The organism is Flavobacterium sp. H4147, from assembly GCF_029360735.1.
Lineage (GTDB): Bacteria > Bacteroidota > Bacteroidia > Flavobacteriales > Flavobacteriaceae > Flavobacterium > Flavobacterium endoglycinae.
The window spans coordinates 238,650-264,994 of the sequence record NZ_JARKNB010000003.1 but is presented as its reverse complement, the minus strand read 5'-3'; the positions used below and the strand labels follow the sequence as shown (position 1 = coordinate 264,994).

Here is a 26,345-nt window from a genome sequence, read left to right as displayed (position 1 = left end):
CACTCAAAAAAAAGAATGTGATCTACATCACGTAACCAATTTTGACAACCGCCGTTCCTTTGTATTGTACTTTTAAATACAATAAAAATGGAAACAATAAATTATACTATCGTAAGCTCAGAAAGCAGAATCGATTGGATCGGGAGAAAAGTAACCGGCGCACATAATGGTACAATTGGTATCAAAAATGGAAATTTCATCTTTAGTGATGGAAAAATAAAAGGAGGAAATGTGGTAATCGATACAACCTCAATCAAAATCTTAGATATAAGTGATGCTGCAGCTAATGCACAGTTTGCCGGACATCTTGCTTCTGATGATTTTTTCTCAATAGAAAAATTCCCAACCGCATCTTTTGAAATTCTAAATGTAAAAGAACTTTTAAATGGTAATTTTTATCTGGAAGGAAATCTGACTATAAAAGATATCACGCATCCTGCCGGATTTGAAGTATCACTGCAAAACCACTCAAACACTGCAGCTTTATCAGGAAAACTGGTAATTGACCGTACGCTTTACGACATCAAATTCAGATCTGGAAACTTCTTTAAAGATCTGGGAGACACTTTAATCTACAACGACTTTGAACTTGATTTTACAATCAATGCCGAAGCTTTTTTTTCTGGACAATCTCAAAACTAAGATCATGCCTTACGTAAAACTAGAACTGACCCGCGAAGGCGTTACCCGCGAGCAGAAACAGCAGTTAATAAGCGGTATTACCAATTTAATTACCGAAGTATTAAACAAAGACCCGCATTTAACCCATATTGTAATTCAGGAAATCGAACTCGACGATTGGGGGTATGCAGGCGAACAAGTATCAGTATTAAGAGAAAAAGGCATTACAGCCGATAAAAAATAAAACATCATGAAAAAACAAACTATAATCGTAACCGGAGCCGCTTCGGGAATTGGAAAAGGAATCGCAAAATATTTTTTAGAAAAAGGACATAACGTAGTTATCAATTCATTGAATGAAGATACTTTGGAGAAAGCTTTCGCCGAATTAGGAGCAGGAGATAATCTGGCTATGTCTGCAGGAGATGTAAGCCAAAAAGCAACCGGCGAAAAACTGGCGGCAATTGCAATTCAAAAATTCGGTTCTATCGATGTATTAATCAATAATGCCGGAATTTTCGAAAGCAAACCTTTTCTGGAAGTTGATGAAGCTTATTTGGATAAGTTTTTAAAAACAAATCTAAAAGGAACTTATTTTACAACTCAGTCCGTTATACCGCAAATGTTACAACAAAAAGACGGTGTGGTAATCAATATTGGAACACCACTTGTAAATCACGGTTTAGGCGGATGGCCGGCTACAGCTCCCATTGCGAGTAAAGGCGCTATCCATGCTTTAACCATTCAGTTAGCGGCCGAATTTGGAAAACAAAATATCCGTGTAAATACTGTTGCGCCGGGCGTAATTCGCACGCCAATGCATGGTGACAATGCCGATTCCAATGCAGGACTTCATTTGCTAAACCGAGTAGGGGAGATTGATGATGTTGCCGAAATGGTGTATACCGTTGCCACAAGCAATTTTATTACCGGAACAATTATCAATGTCGATGGCGGAAAAGGTGCCGGACACAATTTAAACTAAGTTGAAAACTATTTTAATAACAGCTTTTATGCTCTGGAGTTTTCAGGGCATAAAAGCTCAAAATACAAGTACAATGGAAAATCAGGAAGCGGTAAAAGTAATTACCAACGCAATAGAAAACTATTATTTTAAAGGAATTTATGAAGGTGATGAAATGCTCTTGGGAAGCATTTTTCAGCCCGGAACTTTCCTTTTCGGAGATGTCAAAAATCAGCCTTACTTTAAAACAGTTGATTTGTATTTGGATGGTGTTAAAAACCGACAAAGTCCTAAAGATTCCGGTAAACCTTTTAAAGGTGAAATTATTGATATACGAGTAGTCAATTCTATCGCTGTAGCGGAATTAAATGTTAAAATGTACGACTTTAATTATCGGGATTTTTTATCTTTCCATAAGATAAACGGACAATGGCTTATCGTAAATAAAATGCTCACAGACGTAAGCAATAACTAAAAATCTTCACTCATGTGGTACAATACAAAAGCATCGGAACTATTAGGAATCGATTATCCAATTCTTCAGGGACCTTTTGGCGGTAATCTATCAACAGTTGAGCTGACAGCAGCGGTTTCTAACGCTGGCGGATTGGGCGGTTACGGAGCCTACACCAATACACCGCAGGAAATTTTTGAAATTGATAAACAAATAAAAACGGCAACTCATAAACCGTATAATATTAACCTTTGGGTTTCAGACCACGATATTCCACAGTCAGGTTTAACAGATGAACAGTTCGATAAAACGGCGGCTTTATTCAAACCTTATTATGATGAAGCTGAAATTCCGTTACCAGAAAAACCAGCCCCTTTTCAATCCCGATTTGAAAACCAATTACAGGTAATTTTAGACATTCGTCCAAAAGTTTTCAGTTTTATGTTTGGCGTGCCTTCAGCTGATGTTTTAGAACAATGCCGTAGATCTGGAATTGTAACAGTAGGAGCGGCAACTACCTTAGACGAAGCTATATTTTTAGACAATGCCGGAGTGGATATGATTATAGCGTCTGGTTTTGAAGCTGGCGGACATCGTCCTTCTTTTTTAACTGATGCAGAATCATCTGTAACAGGAACTTTTGTATTACTGCAGTTAATGCGCGAAAAAATAAAAACGCCATTTATTGCAGCCGGCGGTATCGCAGACGGAAAAGGAATTGCAGCAGCTTTAACACTAGGCGCAAGTGCAGCACAGATTGGAACGGCTTTTTTAGCAACTGATGAATCAAACGCTTTGCCTATTCACAAAGAGATGTTGTTTTCTGATGCTGCCAAATATACCACTTTATCACGAGCTTATACAGGAAGACTCGGGCGTGGTTTAACCAGCCGTGTCTCCAAACAAATGACAGGAAAAGAATTCGGATATTTACCTTTCCCGCTTCAAACTACATTTATTGCACCGTTACGAAAAGCGGCAATCGAACAGCAGAAATGGGACATGATTTTATTTTGGGGCGGTCAGATTTCGCCAATTTTAAAACATACTAAAGCTGCTGCCTTGATGAATGCTTTGATTGAAGAAACAACAGCTCATTTTGCAGGATTGAAATCATAAACTTGAATTGTAAATTTTAACAAGACAAACTCATTTCGGTTATGAAATGAGTTTTTTTTACTATCATACAAAATCAAATTGGCTCATTATATTGAGGTTGATACATGATTTACATTATAAAATGATGAAATTCTCAAATTTATATTTTTGTATAATTGCTTTAATTATAGGTGTTTGGATTCTTTTAATCAATCTCTTTTCAATAAAAATAAAAAAAACTTATTTTAAACTTGACTAATTCGGTAGAATTAATATATATTTGTATCGCAGAAAAATTATATAATGATACTTATCCAGAAAGACTGAGGGAATAGGCCCAGTGAAGTCTTAGCAACCTGTTGCCGAATAAGGTGCTAAATCCTTCCGCTGCATGCGGACAGATAAGAAAGATTTTTTCAGAAAATCTGTTTAAGATCATCGATATTAAAAATGTATTAAAATGAAAACAGAATCGACTTTGTACGCAGGATACGAACTTTTAAATTTAATTTTCGAAGAAAATAGTCTGGCGGTTTTCCGAATGCGAAAGCACTAATTTTTACTTAGATTTTCTTTTTTAATATCATACGCTGATGGCTTTTTGACATTAGCCCGAAATCCTTTTGTCTAATCTAAAACTAAAAATAAAATGAAAAAAATACTATTAGGTTTTGCTTTATTTCTTGGAGCTTTTCAAACTCAGGCTCAAGAAAACAATTTACAATTAAAAGGAACAGTTGCCGACACTGTAGTACAATATGTTTACCTGCAAAAATTTCACAATAAAATGTTTACCACGATTGATTCGGTAAAAGTAAAAGACGGAAATTTTAGTTTTAAAACAAAAGTAAAAACGCCAGAATTGTATGGATTAAGCGTCAATACAGAAAGTTCGCCATTGTATATTTTCCTTGAGAAAGACCCGATCACAGTAAAATTAAGTCCGAAGAAATATTATACTGCTTCTGTGGTTGAAGGTTCGGCTTCTCAAGATTTGTTCGAAACCTATAAAAAAACCAAAGATGTTGAAATCAGCAAATTCATAATAGAAAATCCAAAATCTATTGTTTCGGCTTATGTGCTGTATAGAAACTGGTCGTATCGATTATCTCCAGAGCAGATTACACAAAATATTGCTCTATTAGACAAAAGCCTTCAAAACATTACTTATGTGAAAGAACTAAAAGAACTGGTTACCGTTTTAGACGGATTAGCTGTTGGTAAAAAAGCCCCTGATTTTACTGCCAATGATCCTGATGGAAAACCAGTTCGCCTTTATGACAATTTAAAAGGATATACTTTGGTCGATTTTTGGGCTTCTTGGTGCGGGCCATGCCGAAAAGAGAATCCGAATATTGTGGCAGCCTACAAAGAATTTCATGATAAAGGATTCAATATTGTGGCAATTTCATTGGATAAAAAGAAAGAAAATTGGGTTAAAGGAATTCAAGACGATAATTTAACATGGACACACGTTTCTGATTTGCTTTTCTGGAATAGCGCTGTTGCTAAATTATATGGTGTGCGAGCAATTCCTGGCAATTATTTAATTGATCCTAAAGGAGTAATCGTCGCCAAAAACCTGCATGGAGAAGAATTACAATCTACATTAAAAAGTCTTTTGGAGAATAAAATTTAAAACCAATCCAAAAGAAATAACGACAATACAATTTAGTTAATTAAAAATGATAAGGATATGAATGCTATTGAGCCAACAACAAAACCAACAGAACCTGAGTGTTACTTTTCTAAGTTTAGAGAAAACACCGTAGGAATTAACCATACTTTCGAATCGGTTTACGGAGAGCAAAATCTAGTGTATGCAGACTGGGTTGCCAGCGGAAGGTTATACGCCCCGATCGAAGATATAATGCTTAATAAAATTGGTCCAATGATTGCCAATACGCATTCACTTTCAAGTCAAACAGGAAAAACATCTACACATGCCTATCAGCATGCGAGAGACATTATTAAAAAGTCGGTTAATGCCAGCGAATCAGATGTTTTGGTAACAACTGGAAGCGGAATGACAGCAGCGTTGTCTAAACTACAGCGTATCATGGCTCTTCGAACAAAATCAGAAGAAGACCGGCCTGTAGTTTTTATCACGCATATGGAACATCACTCTAATCAGGTTTCGTGGTATGAAACCAATGCTGAAGTAGTCATTCTTCCTCCTGATGAAAACAATTTGGTTGATCCAAAAGTTCTTTCGGAGGAAATTAAAAAATATGCTGGCAGAAGTATAAAAATCGGTTCGTTTACGGCTTGCTCGAATGTTACGGGAATTATTACGCCGTATCATGAATTAGCTAAAATCATGCACCAAAACGGCGGACTTTGTTTTGTAGATTTTGCAGCTTCGGCACCGTATGTCAAAATTGATATGCATCCAAAAAATACTGAAGAACAATTAGATGCGATTTTCTTTTCACCTCACAAGTTTTTAGGCGGACCAGGAACCTGCGGTATTTTGGTTTTCAATGAAAAATTATACCAATCTGATTTTCCTGATAATCCAGGCGGAGGAAATGTAAAATGGACCAATCCGTTGGGAAAATACTGCTACAGCGATGTTATAGAAGTTAGAGAAGATGGCGGTACTCCGGGTTTTCTTCAGGTAATCAGAACCGCTTTGGCTTTAGAATTAAAAGAAAAGATGGGTGTGGAGAATATTAAAAACAGAGAAAAAGAATTACTTGATCTTTGTTTTTCGAGACTTCAACGAATACAAGGGCTGTCTATTTTGGGAGATTTAACTACAGAGCGTATTGGCTGTGTTTCTTTTGTAATTGAAGATATTCATTATAATTTGATTGTTAGACTTTTAAATGATCGTTTTGGAATTCAGGTCCGCGGCGGATGGTCTTGTGCAAGCACATACGCGCACTATCTCTTCAACATCAATGAAAAGAAATCTGCTAAAATTACGAATGAATTACTGCAGCGAAATCAAACCAATAAGCCAGGCTGGGTTCGTTTATCATTGCATCCAATTATGAGTAATGAAGAACTTTTTTATATCTGCGATGCGATTGAAAAAGTAGCTTTAAATTATAAAAAATGGAAAAAGGATTATGAGTATAATCCCGTTTCTAATGAGTTTGAAAATCCTCAAATAAAAGATACTATCGAAAAAGAGGTAAAAGAATGGTTTAAGTTAAGTTAGTTAGTGAAAAAGAAACCACTATTTTAATTTAAAATAGTGGTTTTTGTATTTAACAAATAATGATGAATATGACTATAAAGTTAATCTTAAATCTATAAGTATTGTTCTATTCAATTACGATCTTTTTGGTTGTTGCGGTCGAATTTTGAGAAATCTTAGCCAAATATACTCCTTTAGGAAGTCTAGTTTTAACGGCTTGATTAGTATTCGATTTTAGATTTTTGGTTTCGTATAATAGCTCGCCGCCACTTGAATAAACGGCTAGAGAATAATTTTCATCTGATGATGAAGGGAAATAAATATTAAATTCACCGCCTTTTGATGGATTAGGATATACTTGCACGTCAGTAGAGATTTCATCAGTATTGGGTGAAATATTTTTAGTAATGGCGCTTTTTGCAGTAGTTCCAACTTTATTGAACTTAAATAATTGGCATGAAGTTCCGTAATATTCCCAGAGCTGAAGATTTGCTGTACCATCCATATTACAATTGGCAGTGTCCCAGCCTTTTGATGTATCTACTGCTGATTTTATGCTGTAATAGCCATTGCCAACATCGGTTACCAGCCATTTCTGAGCATCATTGCTATAATTATCCCAAAGTCGTATCGATTTTCCATTTGTTGCATCTGCGCTTTCAAGATCGATTACACGTCCTGTAGAACTTGCATTTGATTTAAAACGCCAATAGCCGTTTCCAGCATCAATAGCAATCCATTGCTGCGCAGTTGCACCTGATCTATCCCAAGGACGGATTACAGTACCATTTGCATTAGTTCCATATTTAAGATCTAGGACTTTATTTGAGTTTGTTTTAAATTCAATTTCATAAACAGTATTGTTTATTAATGTGTTGCAGCTTTGCGATGGGATATTATTGTTTGCATATTCAGAAAACCATTGTTTAACTGGCGCAGCGCAAGATTCCCAGCTGTTGTTAAAAGCGGTTGTAACATTATATGGATCTGCATTGGTTATCAGCCCTTCTGGAGCAAGCAAATTCCAACTGCAATTTCCGGTAGCATCAATTCTGCCTTTCAAATTCAGACCAAAACCGCTTGTTGTACCCGTACCCCATGTTTGGTCGCCAGAAGGAGACCAATCTGTTTCGGTGATCATAATAGGTGCTATATTAGCAATTGGCTGCACATTGGCATTCCAGGCATTATTAAAACTGGTCGTGTTTTCTGCATTTGCTCCCCAATATCCCGGATAAACATGAACTGCATAGCCGATATTACCTCCTGTAATCAAATGATTTGGATATCCTTGATAATGAGATTGATATCCTGTTCCTGGTATCCAGCAAACATTATTTGCACCATTCGCTCTAATCTTATTTACTAAATCTTGAAAGAAATTATGTAAAGCGGCAAAATGCTCATCGCCAGTTGCACCCCAATTTCCATTTGTTCCCAGTATTTCTATGGGTTCATTGGCTAATTCAAACATCACATTATCTACATTCTTTAAATTTGGATGGTTTGATAAAAACTGCCACACAGTTCTTAAATAATTGTGGTAGTTGTCACCAAATGCAATTCGATTAGGACATACTCCTGGAGGACGAAGAACAACATACAATCCTCTGCTTCTGGCATGATTAATTAAAGGAATTATGACTTGATTTACATAAGTTACCAATCTATTATAGTCAAAACATGAAATATTATTTTCCCCTGCTGAACAGCCAGGTGTATTTGTCCAGTAAGGATCAATATGAAGTCTTATATAATTTAATTTCCATCCGTTACTGGTGTTTGTAAGCGCATCCATAACAGCATTATTATAATTCAGACAGCCTTGAACATTATAATTATCCCAACGGCACTGGTTATACGAACAGCCATTAAACCAAGGACTCGGAGTTATGGCAACGCCATGCAGTAATACATTTTTTCCGCATGGATCTTTTAAATTTTTGCCTTCAACATGCAGAGGAGGCAATGGCATTCCCGGCCACGCAAACAATTGCGTAAGAGGAAAAAGCACTAAAAATAGAAAAAGTAATTTTTTAAATCTTTTCATAACTTAAATGGTTTTAATTAGTTAGTAAATAATACTTCCTCACTATGAGTAAGTTTTTTACTGCTAATTTAAAAATTTAAGTGATTTAAACAACCGATTGTGTTTGTTGTTTTTCTTGTTAAGTTTTTGCTAATATCAACAAGCTTATATAATTAGAAAAATAGAGAGTCTTGAGAAAGAAATTGTTTTTTACATCACGGGGATTTACAGAAGTAAAGCTGCAATTCTAAATTTGAATTAACAGCGAGATATCATTTTAGGGATTCTATAATTTTTTCTCGGTGTGCCAATCCCCAATTAACTAAGGTTTCTGTAACTGGAAGTACCGATTTGCCATATTCGGTAATAGCATAAACTACTGTTGCTGGTTTAGTATCTTGCTCTGTTCTGGAGATGAGCAAATTGGTTTCCAATTCTTTAAGTTCTTTGCTGAGCATTTTAGCCGAAATACCGTCAATTTCGCGCTGCATTTTTTTAAAATGGATCACCTGATGCGTTCTATTGGTTAAAAACCTTAAAATCATCAATTTCCATTTTCCGCCTAAAACATCAAGACTGTCACGCATTGCCATAAGTTCTTCAGAACAATTGGCTTCGCGAAGCACCCCGTTATCATTAATTTTTGCCATACTAGTTTCTCTTTGGTAACCGGTTACCTTAGGTTAACCCATAACAAAAATAGAATATTACAGCCATATTTTTGTAAACTAAAATGATAAAAATGAAAGCAATACTATTACAGGAAAATCGTGAATTTAAACTGGAAACAGTAGAAATTCCATTACCCGAACCCCATCAGATTCAGGTAAGGATTATGGCTTCAGGTTTTAATCCGATAGATTATCAAATGACGGAAAACGGTTCAGAAAGAAAGCTCATTCATTCGCCAATTCTGGGCCGAGAATTTTCGGGAATTATAACAGAAATTGGTACAGCAGTAACCGATTTTAAAATTGGCGATGCTGTTTTCTGCGGATCGGGAAGTATGGGTTCCAACGGAACATACGCCGAATATATTTGTGTTCCAGAAAACATTGCCGTTATGAAACCTCAAAATATTTCTTTTGAAGCAGCAGCCGGAATTCCATCAGCCGGACTTACCGCTTTGCAGGCTTTTAAACGAATGAATGTTTCTGTAACCAATTCAATAGTAATTACAGGCGCGGCTGGCGGTGTAGGAAATATTTTTATTAAACTGCTTATTGCTAAAGGTTTTACCAATTTCGTGGTTACAGCCGGAAATGAGGAAAGTATTACTTCTTTACTGCATCTCGGCGTAAAGCAAGATCAAATCATCAATTACAAAAAAGATGACATTTACGAAACAGCTCTTGCTTTAAATGGAAATCAAAAGTTTGATATTGCTGTCGATTTCGTTGGAAATCAAGTTGCTGAAATTGCAGCAAAACTTTTAAAAATAAACGGGGTTTATGTTGATGTTACAAATTTTTCAACCCCAGAATCTCGTGGGATTCTTTTTTCAAGAGGAGCAACTATTTACAATATTTCCAATTATGCTTATGGAATTGAAAAACAATATGACTATTATAAAAACGGATTGACAGAATTGAGCCATTTATTAGAAAAAGAATTAATTAGTCCGCCAAATATTTCTATTGTCGGAGAACTGGATACCGAAACGGTTACTAAAGCGCTGACCATTTTGCGAGAGAATAAAACAGGCGGAAGAAAATTAATAATGCAGATTAACAAAAAATGAAAACAATACCAAGAAGAGTTGTAACCGGAATACGAAATGGAAAATCAATTATAGAACAGGATGAAATTGTTACCAATGTCTCAGAACATTTTCCCGGATTGATAATTTCAGATATTTGGTCAACTGACTGCACTCCAGCTAATTTTGAAGAAAAAGTTATTGAAAATACTGCTTTTCCCAGTACACCTAAAAACGGAAGTTATTTTCGGTATGTACAAATTCCGCCAGATAAAGATTTAGGAATCGTTGCACCTGAAGGCCAGCCTCATCCGTTAATGCATCAAACGGATACTTTGGATTATATTATTATCATTTCGGGAGAAATTTATTTGATTGTTGAGGAAGGAGAAACTTTATTGAAGGCAGGAGATATCGTAATTCAACGCGGAACGAATCATGCGTGGAGCAATCGTTCCGATTTGCCGTGTATTCAATTGGCTGTTTTACTCGACGCTAAATCAGCTTAAAACCAGGTAATTTAGATTTTTAGTCTACCATATTGATAGGCTAATAAAAGTTTTAAGGATTTTTATATAAAAATTAAAATTAACTATTTAAATTTGCAGCAACAATGAGAAATAACAGTCTGAATATGAAGAATTATTATAACTGCGGTACCATGATGTGCTGTAATACAGTTATGTAATTCATTTAGAAGGCTTCTCTATAAAAACGATATTATTTCAAAAAGCTTTTCATGAATGTTTGAAAAGCTTTTTTGTTTCGCAAATCTGAATATAAAATGATTGAATTAAAAAATGTAACCAAAACGTTTCATCAGAAAGACCGAATTGTTTCGGCTTTGTCTGATGTTTCGCTAACCGTTCCGCCAGGAAAAATATTTGGTGTTATTGGAACTTCTGGTGCCGGAAAAAGTACTTTAATCCGTTGTGTCAATTTATTGGAAAGACCCACATCAGGAGAAATTATTGTTGATGGAAAAGCTTTAATGCAGTTATCAAACGCTGAGCTGGCTATTGAAAGAAGACAAATAGGAATGATTTTTCAGCATTTCAATCTGCTTTCTTCAAGAACCGTTTTTGATAATGTGGCTTTTCCATTAGAATTAGCCGGAACTCCTAAAAGCGAAATTAAAACACGTGTATTAGAACTACTGCAATTAGTTGGTTTGGCCGAAAAAGCAAATGATTATCCGGCAAGTCTTTCGGGCGGGCAAAAACAGAGGGTTGCGATTGCCAGAACCCTAGCCAATAATCCAAAAGTACTTTTATGCGACGAAGCTACAAGTGCACTTGATCCTGCGACTACACGATCTATTTTAAACCTTTTGAAAGACATTAATAAACGTCTGAACATTACAGTTTTGTTGATTACTCATCAAATGGAAGTTGTAAAATCAATCTGCGATGAAGTTGCTGTAATCAGCCAAGGGAAATTAATAGAGCAGGGAAGTGTAGGCGAAATTTTTGCCGATCCAAAACATGAATTAACAAAAGAGTTTATTTCATCATCACTGCATTTAGAAATTCCAAGTGTTTATGAAGATAAATTACAAAAAGAAGATAATGGAAATCTGAATCCGTTATTGAAACTGGAAATGACTGGCAAATCAGTGAATGAACCTGTTATTTCTGAAGTTTCCAGACTGTTCGATACTGATTTCAAAATTATAAGCGCACAAATGGATCAGGCAGGCGAGGTAAATTTTGGCGTCATGTTAATTGAACTTTCAGGAAAACGCGAAAACTATGACGCGGCAATTCAATATTTTAATTCAAAACATATTAAAACAGAAATTATAGGTTATGTCTGATTCTCTTATAGATTTATTGTTAAAAGGAACATGGGAAACCATTGTTATGACTTTTGTATCGGGCTTTTTTGGTTTTTTATTGGGACTTCCAACTGGAATTTTACTTTTCCTTACCCGTAAAAATCAAATTTTAGAACAGCCTGTTTTAAACAGAACTTTATCGGTTGTGGTAAATGTATTTCGTTCGATTCCGTTTATCATTTTAATCGTTTGGATGATTCCGTTTACACGTGCCATTGTGGGTACTTCAATTGGTGTAAGTGCAGCTTTAGTTCCGTTAAGTATTGGTGCAGCGCCCTTTATTGCCCGTTTGGTTGAAAACAGTTTGTTAAGCCTTCCATCAGGATTAATAGAAGCGGCAAGAGCTTTAGGCGCAACGCCTTTTCAAATTGTATATAAAGTTTTATTGCCAGAAGCGTTGCCTTCTTTAATTAATGCAGCCTCTATTACTTTAATTACGCTTGTAGGATATTCTGCTATGGGAGGTGCCGTTGGTGCAGGCGGATTAGGACAAGTAGGATATCAATATGGATATATTGGTTACGATGCTTTGACGATGAATTCTGTTCTAGCATTACTAGTCATTCTAGTTTTCGTGATTCAGTTTGCAGGAGACAAATTATCAAAAAGATTCGATCATAGATAAACATTCAATTAAAAATTCAGAATTAAAAATTAAAAATAGTATGAAATTAAATATTTTAAAAACGGCTGGGGTTTTGGCATTGGCACTAGTTTTATCAAACTGTGGAAATAGTAAAAAGAATGATCCGCACTTTATAAAAGTAGGAGTAGCTTCGGGACCAGAATTAAAAGTAGCTGAAGCCGCTAAAAAAGTGGCAAAAGAAAAATTCGGATTGGAAGTTGAATTGGTTTCTTTCAACGATTATGTAATTCCAAATGAAGCTTTAAGCCAAGGCGATATTGATGCAAATGCTTTTCAGCACAAACCGTATTTAGATGAACAGTCTAAACAAAGAGGTTACAAATTGGCTATTATTGGTAATACATTTGTGTATCCAATTGCAGCTTATTCTAAAAAGATAAAAACGCTTGCTGAGTTGAAAAACGAAAGCACGGTTATTATTCCAAATGATCCAACAAACGGAGGCCGTTCGTTATTGCTTTTACAGAAAAATGGTTTATTAAAATTAAAAGACGGTGTTGGTTTACTACCAAAAGTAACTGATATTGTCAGCAATCCTAAAAACTTGAAAATATTAGAATTAGAAGCGCCTCAATTACCTCGTGCCTTAGACGATGCCAATGTTTCTATTGCGATTATCAATAATACATTTGCTTCTGCAGCAGGTTTGGTTCCTTCTCGTGATGCTTTATTTGTAGAAGATAAAGATTCACCTTATGTAAATCTTGTGGTAAGCCGTGAAGACAATAAAAATGAAGAAAAAGTAAAACAGTTTTTACAGGCTTTTCAATCTCCAGAAGTTGAAAAAGCAGCTGAACGTGAATTTAAAGGTGGGGCTGTAAAAGGTTGGTAAATAGTTATGAGTTATAAGTTATAAGTTATGAGTTATGAGTTATGAGTTATGAGTTATGAGTTATGAGTTATGAGTTTAACTTGAAACCTGAAACTTGACACCTAAAACAAAAAAGACAGATGATTGTTATTATCTGTCTTTTTTGTTTTAAAAATAGTCTTATTTTGTTGTTAATCAGTCTTCTTAGGGTAATTTTTGTTTGGTTGAAGTTGGAACTTTGTTCTGTTAATTCTAAGAACAATTTTTATGAAAAACTTTAGCCTTATTTTGTTTTTAATGATTGGTTTTTGGGGTGTTCCAAATGAAAACAAAATAGAAACACCTCCATTATCTCCAGAAATGGAACGTTTAAGTATACAGCTTACCGATGTAAAAGCTGTTATTGCTAAAAATAAAGCGTATAATACCAAGATTGCCTTTTTTATTGATATGAGAATTAAGTCTGGGAAGAACCGGTTTTTTGTTTATGATCTAGAAAGTAACGAAATTATAGATCAAGGTCTTGTAGCAAATGGTGTGGGTTCTGAAACCAATGTAAGGGGAGAACTTAAATTCAGCAATGAACCTAATTCTAAATGTACTTCTCTGGGAAATTATGTAGTGGGAAGTTCCTACAAAGGGATGTTTGGCAAATCCTATAAACTAGAAGGTTTAAACGAATCTAATAGCAACGCTTTAAAAAGAGCTATTGTACTTCATTCTTATTCTGCTGTTCCAAATGAAGAGCAAGAGTATTACATTTCAAATAGTCATGGCTGTCCTATGGTAAGTGAAGCTTTCTTTAAAAAATTGGAAAAAATTATTGACAATTCGAAATCGAAAATAATTTTGAATATTTATTATTGAGTTGGAAGTTCGAAGTTATGAGTTCGAAGTTATGAGTTATGAGTTATGAGTTATGAGTTATGAGTTATGAGTTATGAGTTAAGAGTTAAGAGTTAAGAGTTAAGAGTTAAGAGTTAGAAGTTTTAGATCATGGCAACCCATAACCCATAACTCCTAACTCATAACTTCTAACTAAAATTAAAACTTCTTATACTCCACGCCGTGTTTATCAGCATAAGGTAATAAAAGACTCATTACTTTCTCGTATTTTTTGTCGAGTTCCATTCCTTTTGCGTTGTCGAGTTCTTTTGCGGCATGCAGAACTTCTTCTTCGCTTTTTCCATCATCGATCATTTTAGCAATTTTAGGAAAATCATTTGTTTGTATGTTTTGGGCATATTCAAACATATCAATTGCAGCTTTGATAATCGGTTCAGTTTCTTCTGTTTTGCTTAGAGCATTTATTTTTTTAATGTCTTCTTTAAAAGTATTTCCATAATAAAAATTAACCGCATCTACACAGTTAGAATTACGCATCGATTTTTGATCCTCAGCAAGAGCTTGCAGTGTTCCGTTTTGTTTCTGCTGATAATACTCTTTAAAAACACGTTCAAAACTTTTAGGAATCTTGTTGGCATTTAAACCAATAAGTTCAAAAACTCTTTCTGGAGAATTGTCAGTAAAAAAATTACATGAAAACAATAAGGTTGATACAAATACTAAGGCGATGATTTTCTGAATTTTCATATTTAAATTAATTGATGTTACATGGTTGTAGAAGTGTCGATCATATTTTGAATTTTCACCAGAATCTGATTTTCATATTCAGCTTGTTTTCGATCGCTTTTTTTGCCCGAACTAAAGTTTTCACTAATGCTATAACTTTTTACAAATTGGCTTTTTCGTGCGCCAATACTGTAATGCCAGCTTCCCATTTCGGAACTTACAAAGATAACAGCTTCTTCGAGTTTTAGTATTTTTCTCTTTTTAGAAATAGGACTTTCACGATAGATTGATTTTTCTTTAAGGTCAAATGTATATGTAATTTTTGCCCTAATCAGAATATCGTACAAACTGTGAAGAAAGAAATATCCCAGCAATATATAAACAGAATACAATACAACTGCATCAACATAACTTCGTAGTAAAGGAAATAGTATGGCAACTATAAAAATTCCAATTAAAAACCACTGCGAAAGTTTTTGCAGCGGTTTAAAAGGTTGAAAAATAAGATGGTCTGACGTTTCTTGTAAATTATATTTTTCCCAGATTTTCATACGCCGTGTATAATTTCATCAATTTCGTTGGCCAGATTCTGCATAGATCTACTCGTAAATCCTTGTGCAATCATGGCAGATTTTTCTTTTCCGTTTTTTAAGTATTGGATGTTCAAAGACGTATTGGTGGTCAATAAATACTGTTTGATTCTCACTAATTCAAAATTTTGAAAATCCTCAAACGGAATTGGAAACGGTTTTCCAATCAATCCAATTTTTACGATAATTTCCTTTCGCTCTAAATCAATAATGATTTGTTTTGACCAAATCGATATTAGACTTAAAACAGACAAAATCCCGAAAATCCAAAACATTGCCATTTCCTTAATCCATATCCCAGCTCCCGCAAAAATGGCAAGCGCAATACTAATAACCAGCGCAAAACTATAATCGCGTTTCATGATAAATTGATTTCCGGATTTTGTAAAATACTTCAATTCCATTTATTCAATTGTTACACCGTCAATAATCAAAAGGTTACAGTAAATAGAGTAGTACGAACTAGTATAATCCGCCGAAAGCTGATCGCTTAAACTATCTAGTTTTCCGCCTTTAAACTCAAATTTTCTAGTTGGAAGTTTTCCAAACGTGTCAATCATCGTAATTTGTCCATCAAGTCCATTTTTATGGGATGCAAAAGCACGAAGCAAGTTTGTATCTTGTTTTTCAAAATCAACCGTTAGATAATAATTTCGGTTATCGGTTTTATCTAATGGATCTTGAGAAGCAATTCCTTTTGTAAAAGACACTGTAGCTGTACGTACAGGAACGGTAATCGTTTTATTTCCGTCTTTAACTGTAATCTCCACTTTAGTGCGTTTTTCTTCCAGCTGTGCGTATGTAATCTGTGTTAGGAAAAGGAAACTAATTAATAAGAATGAAAGAATTTTCTTGTTCATAATATTTCTGATTTTAAAATAATTTAGTATAACAAGATTACTTCATACCAAAAGTATTGGCAATCGCAAATTGGCATACGGATGGTTTAGGTTTTTATTTGGTTAAATCTGAAATATATCAGGAAACATAAGGCATCTCAACTGATTTTAAGCACTTGTAAGCAAGACTTTTATACATTAAAAACAATACCAAAATGTTTGGTCAGTCAGAACGCAATTTGTACTTTGGCGGTAATTACCACTATGTATGCCACAAAATTTCACGATAAATTTCAAAAAACAAAAGCGAATTGTACTGCTGTTTTTCTTCTTTATTACAACTGTAATTCAGGCTCAGATTTCTGCCGTAGAGAAAATGGCTGAAGAAGGATTTGCCAAACGTTTTTCGGACACAACGGCGAGCATTAAAATACAAAAACAAGCACTTCGTCTGGCTAAAATAGACAATAGCAAAGAAGATGAGGCAATTTGTTATGCTTACTTAGCGCTTACCCAGAGAAAACTACTGCATCTAAAAGAGTTTATCCATTATGCCGATATGTCGTACGATCTGGCACAAAAAGGAACTAGTAGCAGAGCCAAAGCATTTGCATCTGCAGCAATGGGTTCTTTAAAATCGTATATAGACGACAAATCTCAGGCAATAAACTATCTGCTGGAAGCGTATACATTATTTTCCAAAGAAAATGCACACGATCAATGTGCTAAAATTGCTGCCGATATTTCGTATCTCTTTTATCCAGCTTCTCCAGAAAAAGAAGAAAAATACGCCAGAGAGGCATTGGCTCACGCTTCAAAATCGGGTGATCCCGAAAGTCAATTATTCGCTAGACTTGCTTTTGGAAGTTTCTTAAGTGATAAACTTGAATCTGAAGGAAAAGAGGAATGGCAAAGGGCAATGAAGTTTTTTCTGGAAACTGTTTCTTTAGCCGAAAAAAATGCCGATAAAATCGTCAGTAAAAGTACTATCGGAATCGCCTATGTAAACCTGGCCGATCTTTATACGAAAGGCCCAAAACCGATTAACGAAAAAGCCTTTTTATCGAATCTGGAAAAAGCGACCGCCATTGCCAAAAAATACAATGTAAAGATTATTTTTAGAAGCGCAATTGGTCTTGAAGGGTATTATTTTACTCAAAAAGGAGATTATCTAAGAGCCGAACTTTTGTTTATAAACGGAATAAAATACCAGCAAAGCCTTCCGTATACTGATAATTATCTCATGGCAGCTTTTTACAATTCTCTCAAAGATGTTGCGGTAAAGCGGGGAGATTTTGAAGCGTATTATGCATACGATACCTCTTTTACAAAATACAATCAATTAAAATATAAAGAATCTGCGCAATCGATGCTTCAGAATGCTGATGCGAGATACGAATCTTCCAAAAAAGCAGAAAGAATCAAACAGCTTGAACTCGAAAATGGACTCGAACAGAAAAATAAGTTATTAGGTTACGGAATAGCGGGTGTTTTATTAATTGGATTGGTTTTCATGTTCCGATCGTATCATTATCGTCAAAGATATTATCAGAATAGGGAAGACCTTCTAAAGCAGGAACAGGTTCATAACGAACTTAAAATCCAATTGATGGAGAAAGAAACCATCGAAAACCTGGCGGCAAGATTGTCATTAGAAAGAAGATTACTCCGTTCGCAAATGGACCCTCATTTTATTTTTAATGCTTTGGGAAATATCCAGAGTATGATTTTGAAGAAAGATACGCTTCCGGCAGTTTCTTATCTGAATAAATTTGCTAAACTGACGAGACAGATTTTAGAACAATCCCGAAAAGAAACCATTTCTCTTGAAGAAGAAATCAATACACTGCAAAATTACATCGAACTGCAGCAGCTTCGCTTAAACAACGGATTTGGTTATAAAATTGAATGTGATGCGAATGTAGAAACAGATATCTTAATTCCACCTTTATTGATTCAGCCTTTTATAGAAAATGCGGTAGAACATGGTTTAAAACCACAAGAAAATAATGTACGCGGACTTATCGAAATTTATTTTAAAGAAGATGAAGAACAGCGCACTTTAATCTGTACCATTACAGATAACGGAATTGGATTAACCGCTTCCAGAAAAATAAAAATCAACGAAACTCATCAATCACTTTCGACTACGATTACAGATGAAAGATTGTCTATAATGCAGAAGGAAAGCCCAAACGCAGGTTTTACAGTAAGTGAAAGAGATCCTGTAACCGATACACACGGCTGTGTGGTAATTATTAATATTCCGATACTATCATGATATACAAAACCATAATTATTGAAGACGAACACCGTTTGCGAGAAGCGTTGTCGATTATGCTCGAAATGGTTTCTGGAGACAGCGTCCAGATTGTTGGATACGCCGAAACAGTGGAAGAAGCGAAAAAGATAATTGACCGATTAAAACCTGATTTGGTTTTTATGGATATTATGCTCAAAGACGGAACTGGATTTGATGTTTTGCAGCAGATTTCTTTTAATTCGTTTCATCTCATATTCACGACTGCTTACGAACAGCATGCAATCAATGCATTTAAATACAGCGCAGTCGATTATCTTCTGAAACCAATTGATCCGCAGGAATTGAAAGCCGCTATAGATCGTATTGAAATCCTGCAGGAACGAGTTCTTGAAAAGCAGCAGATTACCGAATTGCAGACCAATCTTTCTAAAACCCCTGACCGACTGGTTCTACCCACTCAGGAAGCGATGTATGTGGTAAAATTGGATCAGATTTTACGATGCGAAACCTCGGGTTCATACACGACATTTTTCTTGATTGACGGCCGAAAAATTATGGTTTCGAAACCACTTAAAAATTACGAAGACATTCTGCTGCCGCCTTTGTTTTTCCGAGTACATCAGTCGCATTTAATTAATGTAAATGCAATTTTAAGTTATTCTCGTGAAGGAATGATTATGATGTCTGATAAATCTTCAGTGCCGATTTCGAGAGGAAAAAAAGAATCCTTTTTCAAATTGATGAAAGATGAAGTCTAATTTTGAATGCCTGTTGACAGTTTAAATAGTCAATTACTACCAATGCCAATTGGAAACTACCAATAACAAAGTAATCGTTTTGGCTTACATCTCTTGTATTTATTTTTGTTCGTATAAAATACAGACAACCATGAATAATAAAACCTTATCAATCCTGAGCTATGTAACCATTATTGGCTGGATTATAGCTTTTGTAAAAAGCAAAGATGAAACGCCAAAAAGCGATCTTGTCATTTATCATTTAAAACAAGGATTTGGAATTTTCCTATTGACATTTGCTGTCAATATTATCCTTTCAATTGTTTTGTCAATAGTACCTTCTCTTTATTTTTTAAGTTTTGTGGGTTATGCCTTTTTAATCTTATGGATTTTTGGAATTATCAATGCGGCAAATGAGCAGAAGAAACCTATTCCTGTAATCGGTAAAATGTTTGAAGACAAATTTGATTTTATAAACTAACCAATTTTACCTTTATTTAGATTTTTTAATTTTTTTGGATAGCACATTATTCTCACAAAAGCATTTTTTTGCCTTGAGATAATGTTAAGAAATCATTTTAGATGCCAATTTCCTTTTAACTTGTAGTCTACTTTAAAAGAAAACTAAAATGCTTTTTTTAACCGGCATTTTTCTGCCGTAAAAATTTTGAATTTGATTCATAATCAAGGAAGAGACAATTATTATTGTCTCTTTTTGCGTTTTTAGATTTCTAGTTTTTTGCAATTTTTTTAACATTATTTTGATTATAAAATGTTAAAAATTAATATTTATGAATAAAGTGTTAATTTTTAATTCATTACGTTTTAACAAATGTTTTCCGAAAATCAATTTAAAATCATATATTTGTTAAAGAACAATCCAAACAAAATCCAAATGCAAAACAACTTACTGGGCGACTTGAAAGAGCACGAAAACAAATTATTAACGATATGGTCTCAAATTCTTTTAGATAGTGGATCTACCGATGGAGCAATGGAAGAAGAAGAGTCAAAAGAATTTGCTTCACTCTTTTTAACTGCTTTGTCAAAATCTGATGAAAAATTCGAAAATTCTAATGAACTCGAAAAAGTTCAAGATCTTATTGTGGGAATCTCTTCATCGAGAGGAAAACGTGGATTTTCACCAAGAGAAAATGCTCAATATTTAATATCTTTTAAAGAAGCTTGTTCGAAAGTCTTGTCTGAATTGATAAAAGATCCAGCACAGCTTTATGATGCCAATTTAAAATTAAATGCGATTTTAGATAACATGATGATTATGACTTTTGAAGCCTTTATGAAAGGAAGAGAAGATGTAATTGCCAGACAAATCGATGAAATCAGCGAAATTTCAACTCCAGTTATTGCAGTTTGGGACGGCATTGTAGCCCTGCCAATTATTGGGACTTTAGACAGTTCAAGAACTCAGACTGTAATGGAAAGCCTTTTACAGCAAATTGTTGACACAGGAAGTTCAATTGCTATTTTGGATATTTCTGGTGTTCCTGCGGTAGATTCTCTAGTAGCACAGCATCTTATTAAAACTGTAAGTGCAACCCGCTTAATGGGAGCAGAATGTATCATAAGCGGTATTCGTCCAGAAATTGCACAAACAGTAGTTCACTTAGGAATCGATTTAAGCGGTATTACTACTAAAGCATCTCTTGCAAGTGCTTTACAAACTGCTTTCGAAATGTTGCAATTGAATGTTGTGAAAAGAAAGAAAATTGTAGAATAAGATTTTTAAGAATATGGAAAGAATTCCTATACTAAAAATGGGGGATTTTCTGCTGGTTACCATACAAGTCGATTTGTACGACCAGCTGGCAGAAAATTTGGAGTCAGACTTAATAAATACCATTAGTAAACATAGTTCAAAAGGCGTATTAATTGATATATCAGCAGTTTCTATTATCGATTCGTTTATGGGACGTATTTTAGGAAACATAGCTGTAATGTCAAAAATATTAGATGCACAAACAGTTGTAGTAGGAATGCAGCCAGCAGTTGCTATTACATTGGTTGAACTTGGTTTGTCCCTAAATGGAGTTATAAGTGCCTTAAATGTAGAAAAAGGTATGGATTTACTTCGCTCAAAAATGCACATAAGCGATAACGAAGAGCAGGAGTATGACGACGATAACGAATAGTAAAGAAGAAGCTCTTATTGTAAAAGAACAAGACGTTGTACCGTTGCGCAACCGTGTAAAAGAGTACGGCGTTAGGGTTGGTATGAGTATTCTTAATCAAACCAAATTAATTACGGCAACCAGTGAACTCGTTCGTAATCTTCTGAAATACGGAGGAGGTGGAAAAGTCATTATAGAATCGGTTAGTAATGGCCGTGAAAATGGCGTGCGCGTAACTTTTATTGATAATGGTCCGGGTATTGCAGATATTAGTCTGGCTATGAAAGATGGTTACAGCACAGGAAAAAGCCTTGGATTAGGTTTGCCGGGAACAAAAAGACTTGTCAATGAATTTGACATTAAATCAGAACTAGGAAGCGGTACTACCGTTACTATAACAAAATGGAAAAATGGATAATACGTTTTCCACTTATAAAATAGACGATAGAAGTCTAATTGCTTTTATAAAAAGAGAAATACACAATCTTGCCCTTCAAATAGGTTTTAGCGCTCACAGGGCTGCCGAAACGGATATTATTGTTGCAGAATTAACTTCAAACTTAATTAAATACGCCAATGGCGGAGAGCTTTTATACAGAGCTCATGTAGAAAATGATCAAAACCTTATAGAGATTTACTGTCTCGATAATGGCGTTGGATTTGACAATGTAGCCAAAATAATGAATGATGGCTATTCTTCTTCCAATACACTCGGACACGGACTGGGCTCAATTAAACGATTGAGCAATGACTTCCAAATTTATTCCATTAAAAACTGGGGCTGTGTTCAATATGTTAAAATCTGTGAAACATCAGAATTTAATCCTCCTTTACTTAAAAACGTACTTAATTACACAACAATTGCTGTTAATTATCCAGGTGAAAAATTATGCGGAGATGGGTATTATGTAAAACATTCTAGCAAAGGTTTTCAGATCTTTGTGGGAGATGGACTAGGTCATGGCGAAAGTGCAAATGAAGCCGTTGAAGCCGCAATTAAAGTTTTTAGACAAACAATTGAATGGAATCCCACAGAAGTGCTGAGAGAAATACATTCTAAAGTAAAGAAAACCAGAGGATTGGTAGCAACAATAGCTTCAGTAGATTATAAAGCTGAAGTATGGAATATTTGTGGGATTGGAAATATTAATACCCGCATTTATACCGGTTTAGAGAATAAAACCTATACAGCTTATAACGGAATTATTGGACATAATATTCCGCGTACTTTAAACAGCACCATTGTACCTTTTAAAAAACATCAGATTATTGTTATGCACAGTGATGGATTACGTACAAGATGGAATTTAAACGATTTAACTTCAATTTTTAAGCAAAGCCCGGGAATTATAGCGGCTTCTTTATTTAAAGAAAATATAAGAGGAACTGACGATGCTACAATTTTGGTTGGTAAAATAATCTAAATGCGATGAAAGAGATTATTCAAATAAACCTTGACAACGAAATGGACTTAATTCTGGCCCATAAACGGTGTATGAAAATTGCTGAAATGTGCGGGATGCCGTCTTCTTTCCAGACGAGATTTTCGACAGCTGTTTCTGAGATTGCCAGATGTTCTATTGCGAAAGGAACTGATTCTCTGCTTGTATTGGGGATTAATATTATTAAAGCAACCCAAAAAGAAATTGTAGCCGTTATTACAGATACTGTAGATTTAAAAAGCTGCAGTCCAGAAGCTTTCAATTATGCTTCTAAAATTTCGGGACATATCGAATATAGTTATGCGAATAATCAGTCGGTAACCAAAATAAGCCAGCCCGTAACAGCGCCGGGGCTTCTTTCTGAAACTAAGATAAAAAGCCTAATAGATTACTTTAAATTTGAACCGCCTTTATCTCCGTATGATGAAATTAGAAAGAAAAATATAGAACTTATTGCACTTTCTGAAAAACTGGCTGAAAGCGAGAATAAGTACAAGCGATTGGCCAATACAATTCCAGTATTAATTTGCGTAGTTAACGAGCGCAATAATGTATTACTGGTGAATGAGTCATTAGAAAATTATCTTAGCCTGCCATTACTTATTTTTGATAAAAGAACGCTGGGAAATTTTGTTCATTCTCAAGATATAGAAGAAATTTTGGAAGGGTGGAACAGAGCCAAACAAAACAAATCAGATTATATTGGAGAAGCCAGAATTAAAAAAGGTCAAGATTATATCTGGCACTTGGTTTCCATTATTCCAAACAAAGCAGAAGACGGCAGTTTTACTAGCTGGTTAGTCTATTTTGTAGATATAAATGCGCAGAAAATGATCGTTGAAACGCTGAAAGACAATACAGAACTTAAAGCAATTCAGCGTGAACTTGAAAGTGCAAACTCCAAACTGCGTTTCAAAAATAAAGAATTAGAACAATTTGCCTATATAGCGAGCCACGATCTTCAGGAACCGCTTCGAAAAATTATGATTATGCTTTCTCGTGCGGGAGAACATTTAAGTGAAGATCAAAAGAAAAAATATTACTTTGACCGAATCACTTTGGCGGCTGGAAGATTATCCAATCTAATTACAGATGTTCTTAATTATTCTAGAATAGAAAACAAAGAACAATATTTTGAACCAGTCGATTTAAATGCTGTTCTTCAGGAAGTATTGGCAGATTTAAGTATGGTAATCGAAGAAAAAAATGCGATTATAAATGTAAATCCGCTGCCAGTGGTGCCTGGACTTGATACACAGCTGCGTCAGTTATTTTACAATCTGATTAATAATGCACTTAAATTTAATACTTCACTGCCAACCGTTACCGTATCGTACGAAGATGTTCCTAAGGATGTAAACTTAGTAACTTCGGCAGAAAATTATCATGTTATATCAATTGCTGATAACGGAATTGGAATGGACAGCAAATATTCCGAAAGGATTTTCGATATGTTCCAGCGTCTGCACGAACGTGACCAATACGGTGGAAACGGGATAGGACTTGCTTTATGCCGCAGAATTATTGAAAATCACAACGGTATGATTAATTTCAGCAGTAAGCCCGGAGAAGGAACCACATTCTGGATTTATCTTCCTAAAAAATAGAAAATAAAAAAGGCAGTTTTTAGACTGCCTTTTTTATTACATAAGATGGAATTATCCATGAGCTTCAACAGAAACATCGTTCCATTTTTCCCAATTTGCCAATCTTTGTTCGTAGTGTTGTTTTACGAAAGGAAGTGCCACTTTTCCCAAAAGCAGTCTCAAAGGAGGATTTTCTGTTTCCACTAATTTTACAATTGCTGGAACTGTTGCCGCTACTTTTCCAAAAGAAGTTTCTCCTTCTGCAAAAGCTTTTCTTAATCCATCATAAACAGGATTGCTTTCACTGCTTATTCCGGTATGCCAAATATTTGATTCGTAACCGTTTGGTTCTACTAAAGTAACATTGATTCCAAATGCTTTTACTTCTGTTGCCAAAGTTTCACTTAACCCTTCAATTGCAAATTTTGAAGCGTTGTAAAGTCCCATTGTTGGCAAAGTTCCAACTCCTAAAATAGATGAAACCTGAATGATATGTCCGCTTTTTTGTGCTCTCATAATAGGAAGTACCGCTTGAGTAAGCCATAAAGTTCCAAAGAAATTAGTTTCGAACTGTGCTCTGGCTTCTTGTTCGTTTGCTTCTTCAATTGCACCTGTAAGTGCATATCCCGCATTGTTAATCAAGATATCTATAGTTCCAAAATGTTGTTTTACTTTTTCTACAACTTCAAGTGATTGTGCACGATTGTCTACATCAAGTGAAAGCGTTAAAACAGCATTTCCATATTGTTCTTTTAAATTGTTTAATGTATTTACGTTTCTTGCAGTTGCTGCTACGTTATATCCTTTTGCTAAAAAAGCTTCTGTCCAGGCTCTTCCAAATCCTTTTGATGCTCCGGTAATTAAAATTGTTTTTGACATTGTATTTGTTTTTATAGTTATTATTAAATTTTAAATATGACTGATCGGTCATTTTTGTGGTAAAAAAAATTAGATGCTGTTTTGGATAATTATTTTTTTAAGGGCCTGGGTAATGACTTTCATTTTGTCATTACTGCCTGAAACTCTAGACATTAAATGTCCGCCTTCGAGCATGGCAAATAGCATAGTGGCAAATTCAGCTGCATTCCATTCAGATTTAAATTCTCCGTCAGTAATCCCTTTTTCAATAATAGAAGTCAAAAGTTGTTGTCCGCGTTTGATGGCATTGTTTACTTTTTCTTTTACGATTGGGTTGGTATCATCAGCTTCCGTTCCAAAGTTCAAGAGCGGACAACCGCCAGTAACTGGAGAAGCTAACGGATTGCTGAAAAAGTCAATGTAAGCAAACAGTTTTTCTTGAGAAGTACTCCCTGAATTTACTTTATTTTCTAATTTACTGCTCAGTATTTTCATATTATGATCTACTGCGGCGCAGGCTAAAACTTCTTTATTTTCAAAATGAACATACATGCTTCCCTTAGACAATTTGGTCGCCTCCATAATATCGCTCATAGAAGTAGCTGCAATTCCTTTTGTATTAAAAATAGGAGCGGCTTTTTCTAAAATAAATTGTCTGGTTTCTTCACCTTTTGTCATGAGTGGTAGTATTTACGATGCAAATATATGACCGATTGGTCATATATGCAAATTAAATGCAATATTTTTTAAACACTTTTTCAGTTCAAGAAGGAAGAATTATGCCTCAATCAGAGTAAAATAAGGCTTTTTGATAAGTATTAATAGATATAAATATGTGCGGTCTGTATATCTATTTACTACAGATAAATCCTACCTGTAAACAGGTAATTTTATAATTCATGTAATTGATAATCAAATATTTAAAATTTGTTAACTTTTGTTTAATCAGAAATACCGCTGTGTTTTTCCTACTTTTACGCTGCTTTTTTAAAACGAATTTACTTTCAAAATATTGTCTATCT

At 34.8% G+C, this 26,345-nt stretch carries 29 protein-coding genes and 1 riboswitch; of the genes, 21 read left to right on the top strand and 8 right to left on the bottom strand.

Features of this window, described 5'->3' with window-relative positions; genetic code table 11:
- The first annotated feature begins 87 nt into the window (after positions 1-87).
- The 7 genes from P2W75_RS15395 (at position 88) to P2W75_RS15365 (ending at position 6,306) form a co-directional block, all read left to right on the top strand.
- Positions 88-642: a YceI family protein gene (locus P2W75_RS15395; RefSeq protein ID WP_276381147.1), complete on the top strand. Its 555-nt coding sequence runs from the start codon at positions 88-90 to the stop codon at positions 640-642.
- A 4-nt stretch (positions 643-646) separates the two neighbouring features.
- Positions 647-865, top strand: coding sequence for a 4-oxalocrotonate tautomerase family protein (locus tag P2W75_RS15390; protein WP_207295969.1), 219 nt, complete (start codon positions 647-649; stop codon positions 863-865).
- Between the two features lie 6 nt (positions 866-871).
- Positions 872-1,606, top strand: a complete 735-nt coding sequence (locus P2W75_RS15385) for an SDR family NAD(P)-dependent oxidoreductase (RefSeq protein ID WP_276381146.1) — start codon at positions 872-874, stop codon at positions 1,604-1,606.
- A 73-nt stretch (positions 1,607-1,679) separates the two neighbouring features.
- Complete coding sequence (locus P2W75_RS15380; protein WP_276381145.1) at positions 1,680-2,060, top strand: nuclear transport factor 2 family protein; 381 nt, start codon at positions 1,680-1,682, stop codon at positions 2,058-2,060.
- A 12-nt stretch (positions 2,061-2,072) separates the two neighbouring features.
- A complete protein-coding gene (locus tag P2W75_RS15375; protein ID WP_276381144.1) occupies positions 2,073-3,158 on the top strand; it encodes a nitronate monooxygenase family protein in 1,086 nt (361 codons plus the stop codon).
- Between the two features lie 286 nt (positions 3,159-3,444).
- Positions 3,445-3,545, top strand: a riboswitch (SAM riboswitch).
- A gap of 241 nt (positions 3,546-3,786) precedes the next feature.
- The gene (locus P2W75_RS15370) at positions 3,787-4,776 is read left to right on the top strand and encodes a TlpA disulfide reductase family protein (protein WP_276381143.1); all 990 of its coding nucleotides are present in this window, start codon (positions 3,787-3,789) and stop codon (positions 4,774-4,776) included.
- Positions 4,777-4,833: 57 nt separating this feature from the next.
- The gene (locus P2W75_RS15365; protein ID WP_276381142.1) at positions 4,834-6,306 is read left to right on the top strand and encodes an aminotransferase class V-fold PLP-dependent enzyme; all 1,473 of its coding nucleotides are present in this window, start codon (positions 4,834-4,836) and stop codon (positions 6,304-6,306) included.
- 106 nt (positions 6,307-6,412) lie between these two features.
- On the opposite strand, the gene P2W75_RS15360 is transcribed toward P2W75_RS15365, so the two are convergent.
- Both P2W75_RS15360 and P2W75_RS15355 read right to left on the bottom strand, forming a co-directional pair.
- Positions 6,413-8,335 carry an RICIN domain-containing protein gene (locus P2W75_RS15360; RefSeq protein ID WP_276381141.1) on the bottom strand — a complete coding sequence of 641 codons (1,923 nt, stop codon included), beginning with the start codon at positions 8,333-8,335 and terminating at the stop codon, positions 6,413-6,415.
- Positions 8,336-8,586: 251 nt separating this feature from the next.
- Positions 8,587-8,964: a helix-turn-helix domain-containing protein gene (locus P2W75_RS15355; RefSeq protein WP_207295976.1), complete on the bottom strand. Its 378-nt coding sequence runs from the start codon at positions 8,962-8,964 to the stop codon at positions 8,587-8,589.
- Positions 8,965-9,056: 92 nt separating this feature from the next.
- Between P2W75_RS15355 and P2W75_RS15350 the strand changes: the two genes are divergently transcribed.
- From P2W75_RS15350 to P2W75_RS15325, 6 genes are all read left to right on the top strand, one after another.
- A complete protein-coding gene (locus tag P2W75_RS15350; protein ID WP_276381140.1) occupies positions 9,057-10,055 on the top strand; it encodes an NADP-dependent oxidoreductase in 999 nt (332 codons plus the stop codon).
- The gene (locus tag P2W75_RS15345; protein ID WP_276381139.1) at positions 10,052-10,522 is read left to right on the top strand and encodes a cupin domain-containing protein; all 471 of its coding nucleotides are present in this window, start codon (positions 10,052-10,054) and stop codon (positions 10,520-10,522) included. The genes P2W75_RS15350 and P2W75_RS15345 overlap by 4 nt, the downstream gene beginning before the upstream one ends.
- Positions 10,523-10,797: 275 nt before the next feature.
- Positions 10,798-11,829 (top strand): methionine ABC transporter ATP-binding protein MetN, encoded by a 1,032-nt coding sequence (gene metN, locus P2W75_RS15340; RefSeq protein ID WP_276381138.1) that lies wholly within the window; start codon positions 10,798-10,800, stop codon positions 11,827-11,829.
- Complete coding sequence (locus P2W75_RS15335) at positions 11,822-12,475, top strand: methionine ABC transporter permease MetI (RefSeq protein WP_276381137.1); 654 nt, start codon at positions 11,822-11,824, stop codon at positions 12,473-12,475. The genes metN and P2W75_RS15335 overlap by 8 nt, the downstream gene beginning before the upstream one ends.
- A 40-nt stretch (positions 12,476-12,515) precedes the next feature.
- A complete protein-coding gene (metQ, locus tag P2W75_RS15330) occupies positions 12,516-13,328 on the top strand; it encodes a methionine ABC transporter substrate-binding lipoprotein MetQ (RefSeq protein WP_207295981.1) in 813 nt (270 codons plus the stop codon).
- Between the two features lie 246 nt (positions 13,329-13,574).
- Positions 13,575-14,174 (top strand): murein L,D-transpeptidase catalytic domain-containing protein, encoded by a 600-nt coding sequence (locus tag P2W75_RS15325; protein ID WP_276381136.1) that lies wholly within the window; start codon positions 13,575-13,577, stop codon positions 14,172-14,174.
- 177 nt (positions 14,175-14,351) lie between these two features.
- Here the strand turns inward: P2W75_RS15325 and P2W75_RS15320 are convergent, their stop codons facing one another.
- The 4 genes from P2W75_RS15320 to P2W75_RS15305 are packed head-to-tail and all read right to left on the bottom strand — an operon-like array spanning position 14,352 to position 16,329.
- Positions 14,352-14,900 (bottom strand): hypothetical protein, encoded by a 549-nt coding sequence (locus tag P2W75_RS15320; RefSeq protein ID WP_207295983.1) that lies wholly within the window; start codon positions 14,898-14,900, stop codon positions 14,352-14,354.
- 17 nt (positions 14,901-14,917) lie between these two features.
- Entirely contained in the window at positions 14,918-15,430 is a 513-nt protein-coding gene (locus P2W75_RS15315; protein WP_207295984.1) for a hypothetical protein, read from the bottom strand.
- A complete protein-coding gene (locus P2W75_RS15310) occupies positions 15,427-15,831 on the bottom strand; it encodes a hypothetical protein (protein WP_276381135.1) in 405 nt (134 codons plus the stop codon). The genes P2W75_RS15315 and P2W75_RS15310 overlap by 4 nt, the downstream gene beginning before the upstream one ends.
- Positions 15,832-15,873: 42 nt before the next feature.
- Complete coding sequence (locus tag P2W75_RS15305; protein WP_207295986.1) at positions 15,874-16,329, bottom strand: hypothetical protein; 456 nt, start codon at positions 16,327-16,329, stop codon at positions 15,874-15,876.
- Between the two features lie 247 nt (positions 16,330-16,576).
- Between P2W75_RS15305 and P2W75_RS15300 the strand changes: the two genes are divergently transcribed.
- The 8 genes from P2W75_RS15300 to P2W75_RS15265 all read left to right on the top strand — a co-directional run bounded on the left by P2W75_RS15300 (position 16,577) and on the right by P2W75_RS15265 (position 24,486).
- Positions 16,577-18,589, top strand: a complete 2,013-nt coding sequence (locus P2W75_RS15300) for a sensor histidine kinase (protein WP_276381134.1) — start codon at positions 16,577-16,579, stop codon at positions 18,587-18,589.
- On the top strand, positions 18,586-19,329 hold the full coding sequence (locus tag P2W75_RS15295) for a LytTR family DNA-binding domain-containing protein (RefSeq protein WP_276381133.1): 744 nt from the start codon (positions 18,586-18,588) through the stop codon (positions 19,327-19,329). The genes P2W75_RS15300 and P2W75_RS15295 overlap by 4 nt, the downstream gene beginning before the upstream one ends.
- A 130-nt stretch (positions 19,330-19,459) precedes the next feature.
- On the top strand, positions 19,460-19,789 hold the full coding sequence (locus P2W75_RS15290) for a DUF4870 domain-containing protein (RefSeq protein WP_276381132.1): 330 nt from the start codon (positions 19,460-19,462) through the stop codon (positions 19,787-19,789).
- A gap of 414 nt (positions 19,790-20,203) precedes the next feature.
- Positions 20,204-21,046, top strand: a complete 843-nt coding sequence (locus P2W75_RS15285; RefSeq protein ID WP_207295990.1) for an STAS domain-containing protein — start codon at positions 20,204-20,206, stop codon at positions 21,044-21,046.
- 13 nt (positions 21,047-21,059) lie between these two features.
- The gene (locus tag P2W75_RS15280) at positions 21,060-21,458 is read left to right on the top strand and encodes an STAS domain-containing protein (protein ID WP_207295991.1); all 399 of its coding nucleotides are present in this window, start codon (positions 21,060-21,062) and stop codon (positions 21,456-21,458) included.
- Complete coding sequence (locus P2W75_RS15275) at positions 21,439-21,855, top strand: anti-sigma regulatory factor (protein WP_207295992.1); 417 nt, start codon at positions 21,439-21,441, stop codon at positions 21,853-21,855. Before P2W75_RS15280 ends, P2W75_RS15275 begins: the two co-directional genes overlap by 20 nt.
- Complete coding sequence (locus P2W75_RS15270; RefSeq protein WP_276381131.1) at positions 21,848-22,861, top strand: ATP-binding protein; 1,014 nt, start codon at positions 21,848-21,850, stop codon at positions 22,859-22,861. Before P2W75_RS15275 ends, P2W75_RS15270 begins: the two co-directional genes overlap by 8 nt.
- Before the next feature lie 5 nt (positions 22,862-22,866).
- On the top strand, positions 22,867-24,486 hold the full coding sequence (locus P2W75_RS15265) for an ATP-binding protein (RefSeq protein ID WP_276381130.1): 1,620 nt from the start codon (positions 22,867-22,869) through the stop codon (positions 24,484-24,486).
- 51 nt (positions 24,487-24,537) lie between these two features.
- Here P2W75_RS15265 and P2W75_RS15260 read toward each other — a convergent pair whose 3' ends face one another.
- Positions 24,538-25,344, bottom strand: a complete 807-nt coding sequence (locus P2W75_RS15260) for an SDR family NAD(P)-dependent oxidoreductase (RefSeq protein WP_276381129.1) — start codon at positions 25,342-25,344, stop codon at positions 24,538-24,540.
- Between the two features lie 69 nt (positions 25,345-25,413).
- The gene (locus P2W75_RS15255) at positions 25,414-26,001 is read right to left on the bottom strand and encodes a TetR/AcrR family transcriptional regulator (protein ID WP_276381128.1); all 588 of its coding nucleotides are present in this window, start codon (positions 25,999-26,001) and stop codon (positions 25,414-25,416) included.
- Positions 26,002-26,345 lie beyond the last annotated feature (344 nt).

Coding starts and splice junctions, on each gene's coding strand:
- P2W75_RS15395 (WP_276381147.1), top strand. CDS start 88: ATGGAAACAATAAATTATACTATCGTAAGCTCAGAAAGCAGAATCGAT.
- P2W75_RS15390 (WP_207295969.1), top strand. CDS start 647: ATGCCTTACGTAAAACTAGAACTGACCCGCGAAGGCGTTACCCGCGAG.
- P2W75_RS15385 (WP_276381146.1), top strand. CDS start 872: ATGAAAAAACAAACTATAATCGTAACCGGAGCCGCTTCGGGAATTGGA.
- P2W75_RS15380 (WP_276381145.1), top strand. CDS start 1,680: ATGGAAAATCAGGAAGCGGTAAAAGTAATTACCAACGCAATAGAAAAC.
- P2W75_RS15375 (WP_276381144.1), top strand. CDS start 2,073: ATGTGGTACAATACAAAAGCATCGGAACTATTAGGAATCGATTATCCA.
- P2W75_RS15370 (WP_276381143.1), top strand. CDS start 3,787: ATGAAAAAAATACTATTAGGTTTTGCTTTATTTCTTGGAGCTTTTCAA.
- P2W75_RS15365 (WP_276381142.1), top strand. CDS start 4,834: ATGAATGCTATTGAGCCAACAACAAAACCAACAGAACCTGAGTGTTAC.
- P2W75_RS15360 (WP_276381141.1), bottom strand. CDS start 8,335: ATGAAAAGATTTAAAAAATTACTTTTTCTATTTTTAGTGCTTTTTCCT.
- P2W75_RS15355 (WP_207295976.1), bottom strand. CDS start 8,964: ATGGCAAAAATTAATGATAACGGGGTGCTTCGCGAAGCCAATTGTTCT.
- P2W75_RS15350 (WP_276381140.1), top strand. CDS start 9,057: ATGAAAGCAATACTATTACAGGAAAATCGTGAATTTAAACTGGAAACA.
- P2W75_RS15345 (WP_276381139.1), top strand. CDS start 10,052: ATGAAAACAATACCAAGAAGAGTTGTAACCGGAATACGAAATGGAAAA.
- metN (WP_276381138.1), top strand. CDS start 10,798: ATGATTGAATTAAAAAATGTAACCAAAACGTTTCATCAGAAAGACCGA.
- P2W75_RS15335 (WP_276381137.1), top strand. CDS start 11,822: ATGTCTGATTCTCTTATAGATTTATTGTTAAAAGGAACATGGGAAACC.
- metQ (WP_207295981.1), top strand. CDS start 12,516: ATGAAATTAAATATTTTAAAAACGGCTGGGGTTTTGGCATTGGCACTA.
- P2W75_RS15325 (WP_276381136.1), top strand. CDS start 13,575: ATGAAAAACTTTAGCCTTATTTTGTTTTTAATGATTGGTTTTTGGGGT.
- P2W75_RS15320 (WP_207295983.1), bottom strand. CDS start 14,900: ATGAAAATTCAGAAAATCATCGCCTTAGTATTTGTATCAACCTTATTG.
- P2W75_RS15315 (WP_207295984.1), bottom strand. CDS start 15,430: ATGAAAATCTGGGAAAAATATAATTTACAAGAAACGTCAGACCATCTT.
- P2W75_RS15310 (WP_276381135.1), bottom strand. CDS start 15,831: ATGAAACGCGATTATAGTTTTGCGCTGGTTATTAGTATTGCGCTTGCC.
- P2W75_RS15305 (WP_207295986.1), bottom strand. CDS start 16,329: ATGAACAAGAAAATTCTTTCATTCTTATTAATTAGTTTCCTTTTCCTA.
- P2W75_RS15300 (WP_276381134.1), top strand. CDS start 16,577: ATGCCACAAAATTTCACGATAAATTTCAAAAAACAAAAGCGAATTGTA.
- P2W75_RS15295 (WP_276381133.1), top strand. CDS start 18,586: ATGATATACAAAACCATAATTATTGAAGACGAACACCGTTTGCGAGAA.
- P2W75_RS15290 (WP_276381132.1), top strand. CDS start 19,460: ATGAATAATAAAACCTTATCAATCCTGAGCTATGTAACCATTATTGGC.
- P2W75_RS15285 (WP_207295990.1), top strand. CDS start 20,204: ATGCAAAACAACTTACTGGGCGACTTGAAAGAGCACGAAAACAAATTA.
- P2W75_RS15280 (WP_207295991.1), top strand. CDS start 21,060: ATGGAAAGAATTCCTATACTAAAAATGGGGGATTTTCTGCTGGTTACC.
- P2W75_RS15275 (WP_207295992.1), top strand. CDS start 21,439: ATGACGACGATAACGAATAGTAAAGAAGAAGCTCTTATTGTAAAAGAA.
- P2W75_RS15270 (WP_276381131.1), top strand. CDS start 21,848: ATGGATAATACGTTTTCCACTTATAAAATAGACGATAGAAGTCTAATT.
- P2W75_RS15265 (WP_276381130.1), top strand. CDS start 22,867: ATGAAAGAGATTATTCAAATAAACCTTGACAACGAAATGGACTTAATT.
- P2W75_RS15260 (WP_276381129.1), bottom strand. CDS start 25,344: ATGTCAAAAACAATTTTAATTACCGGAGCATCAAAAGGATTTGGAAGA.
- P2W75_RS15255 (WP_276381128.1), bottom strand. CDS start 26,001: ATGACAAAAGGTGAAGAAACCAGACAATTTATTTTAGAAAAAGCCGCT.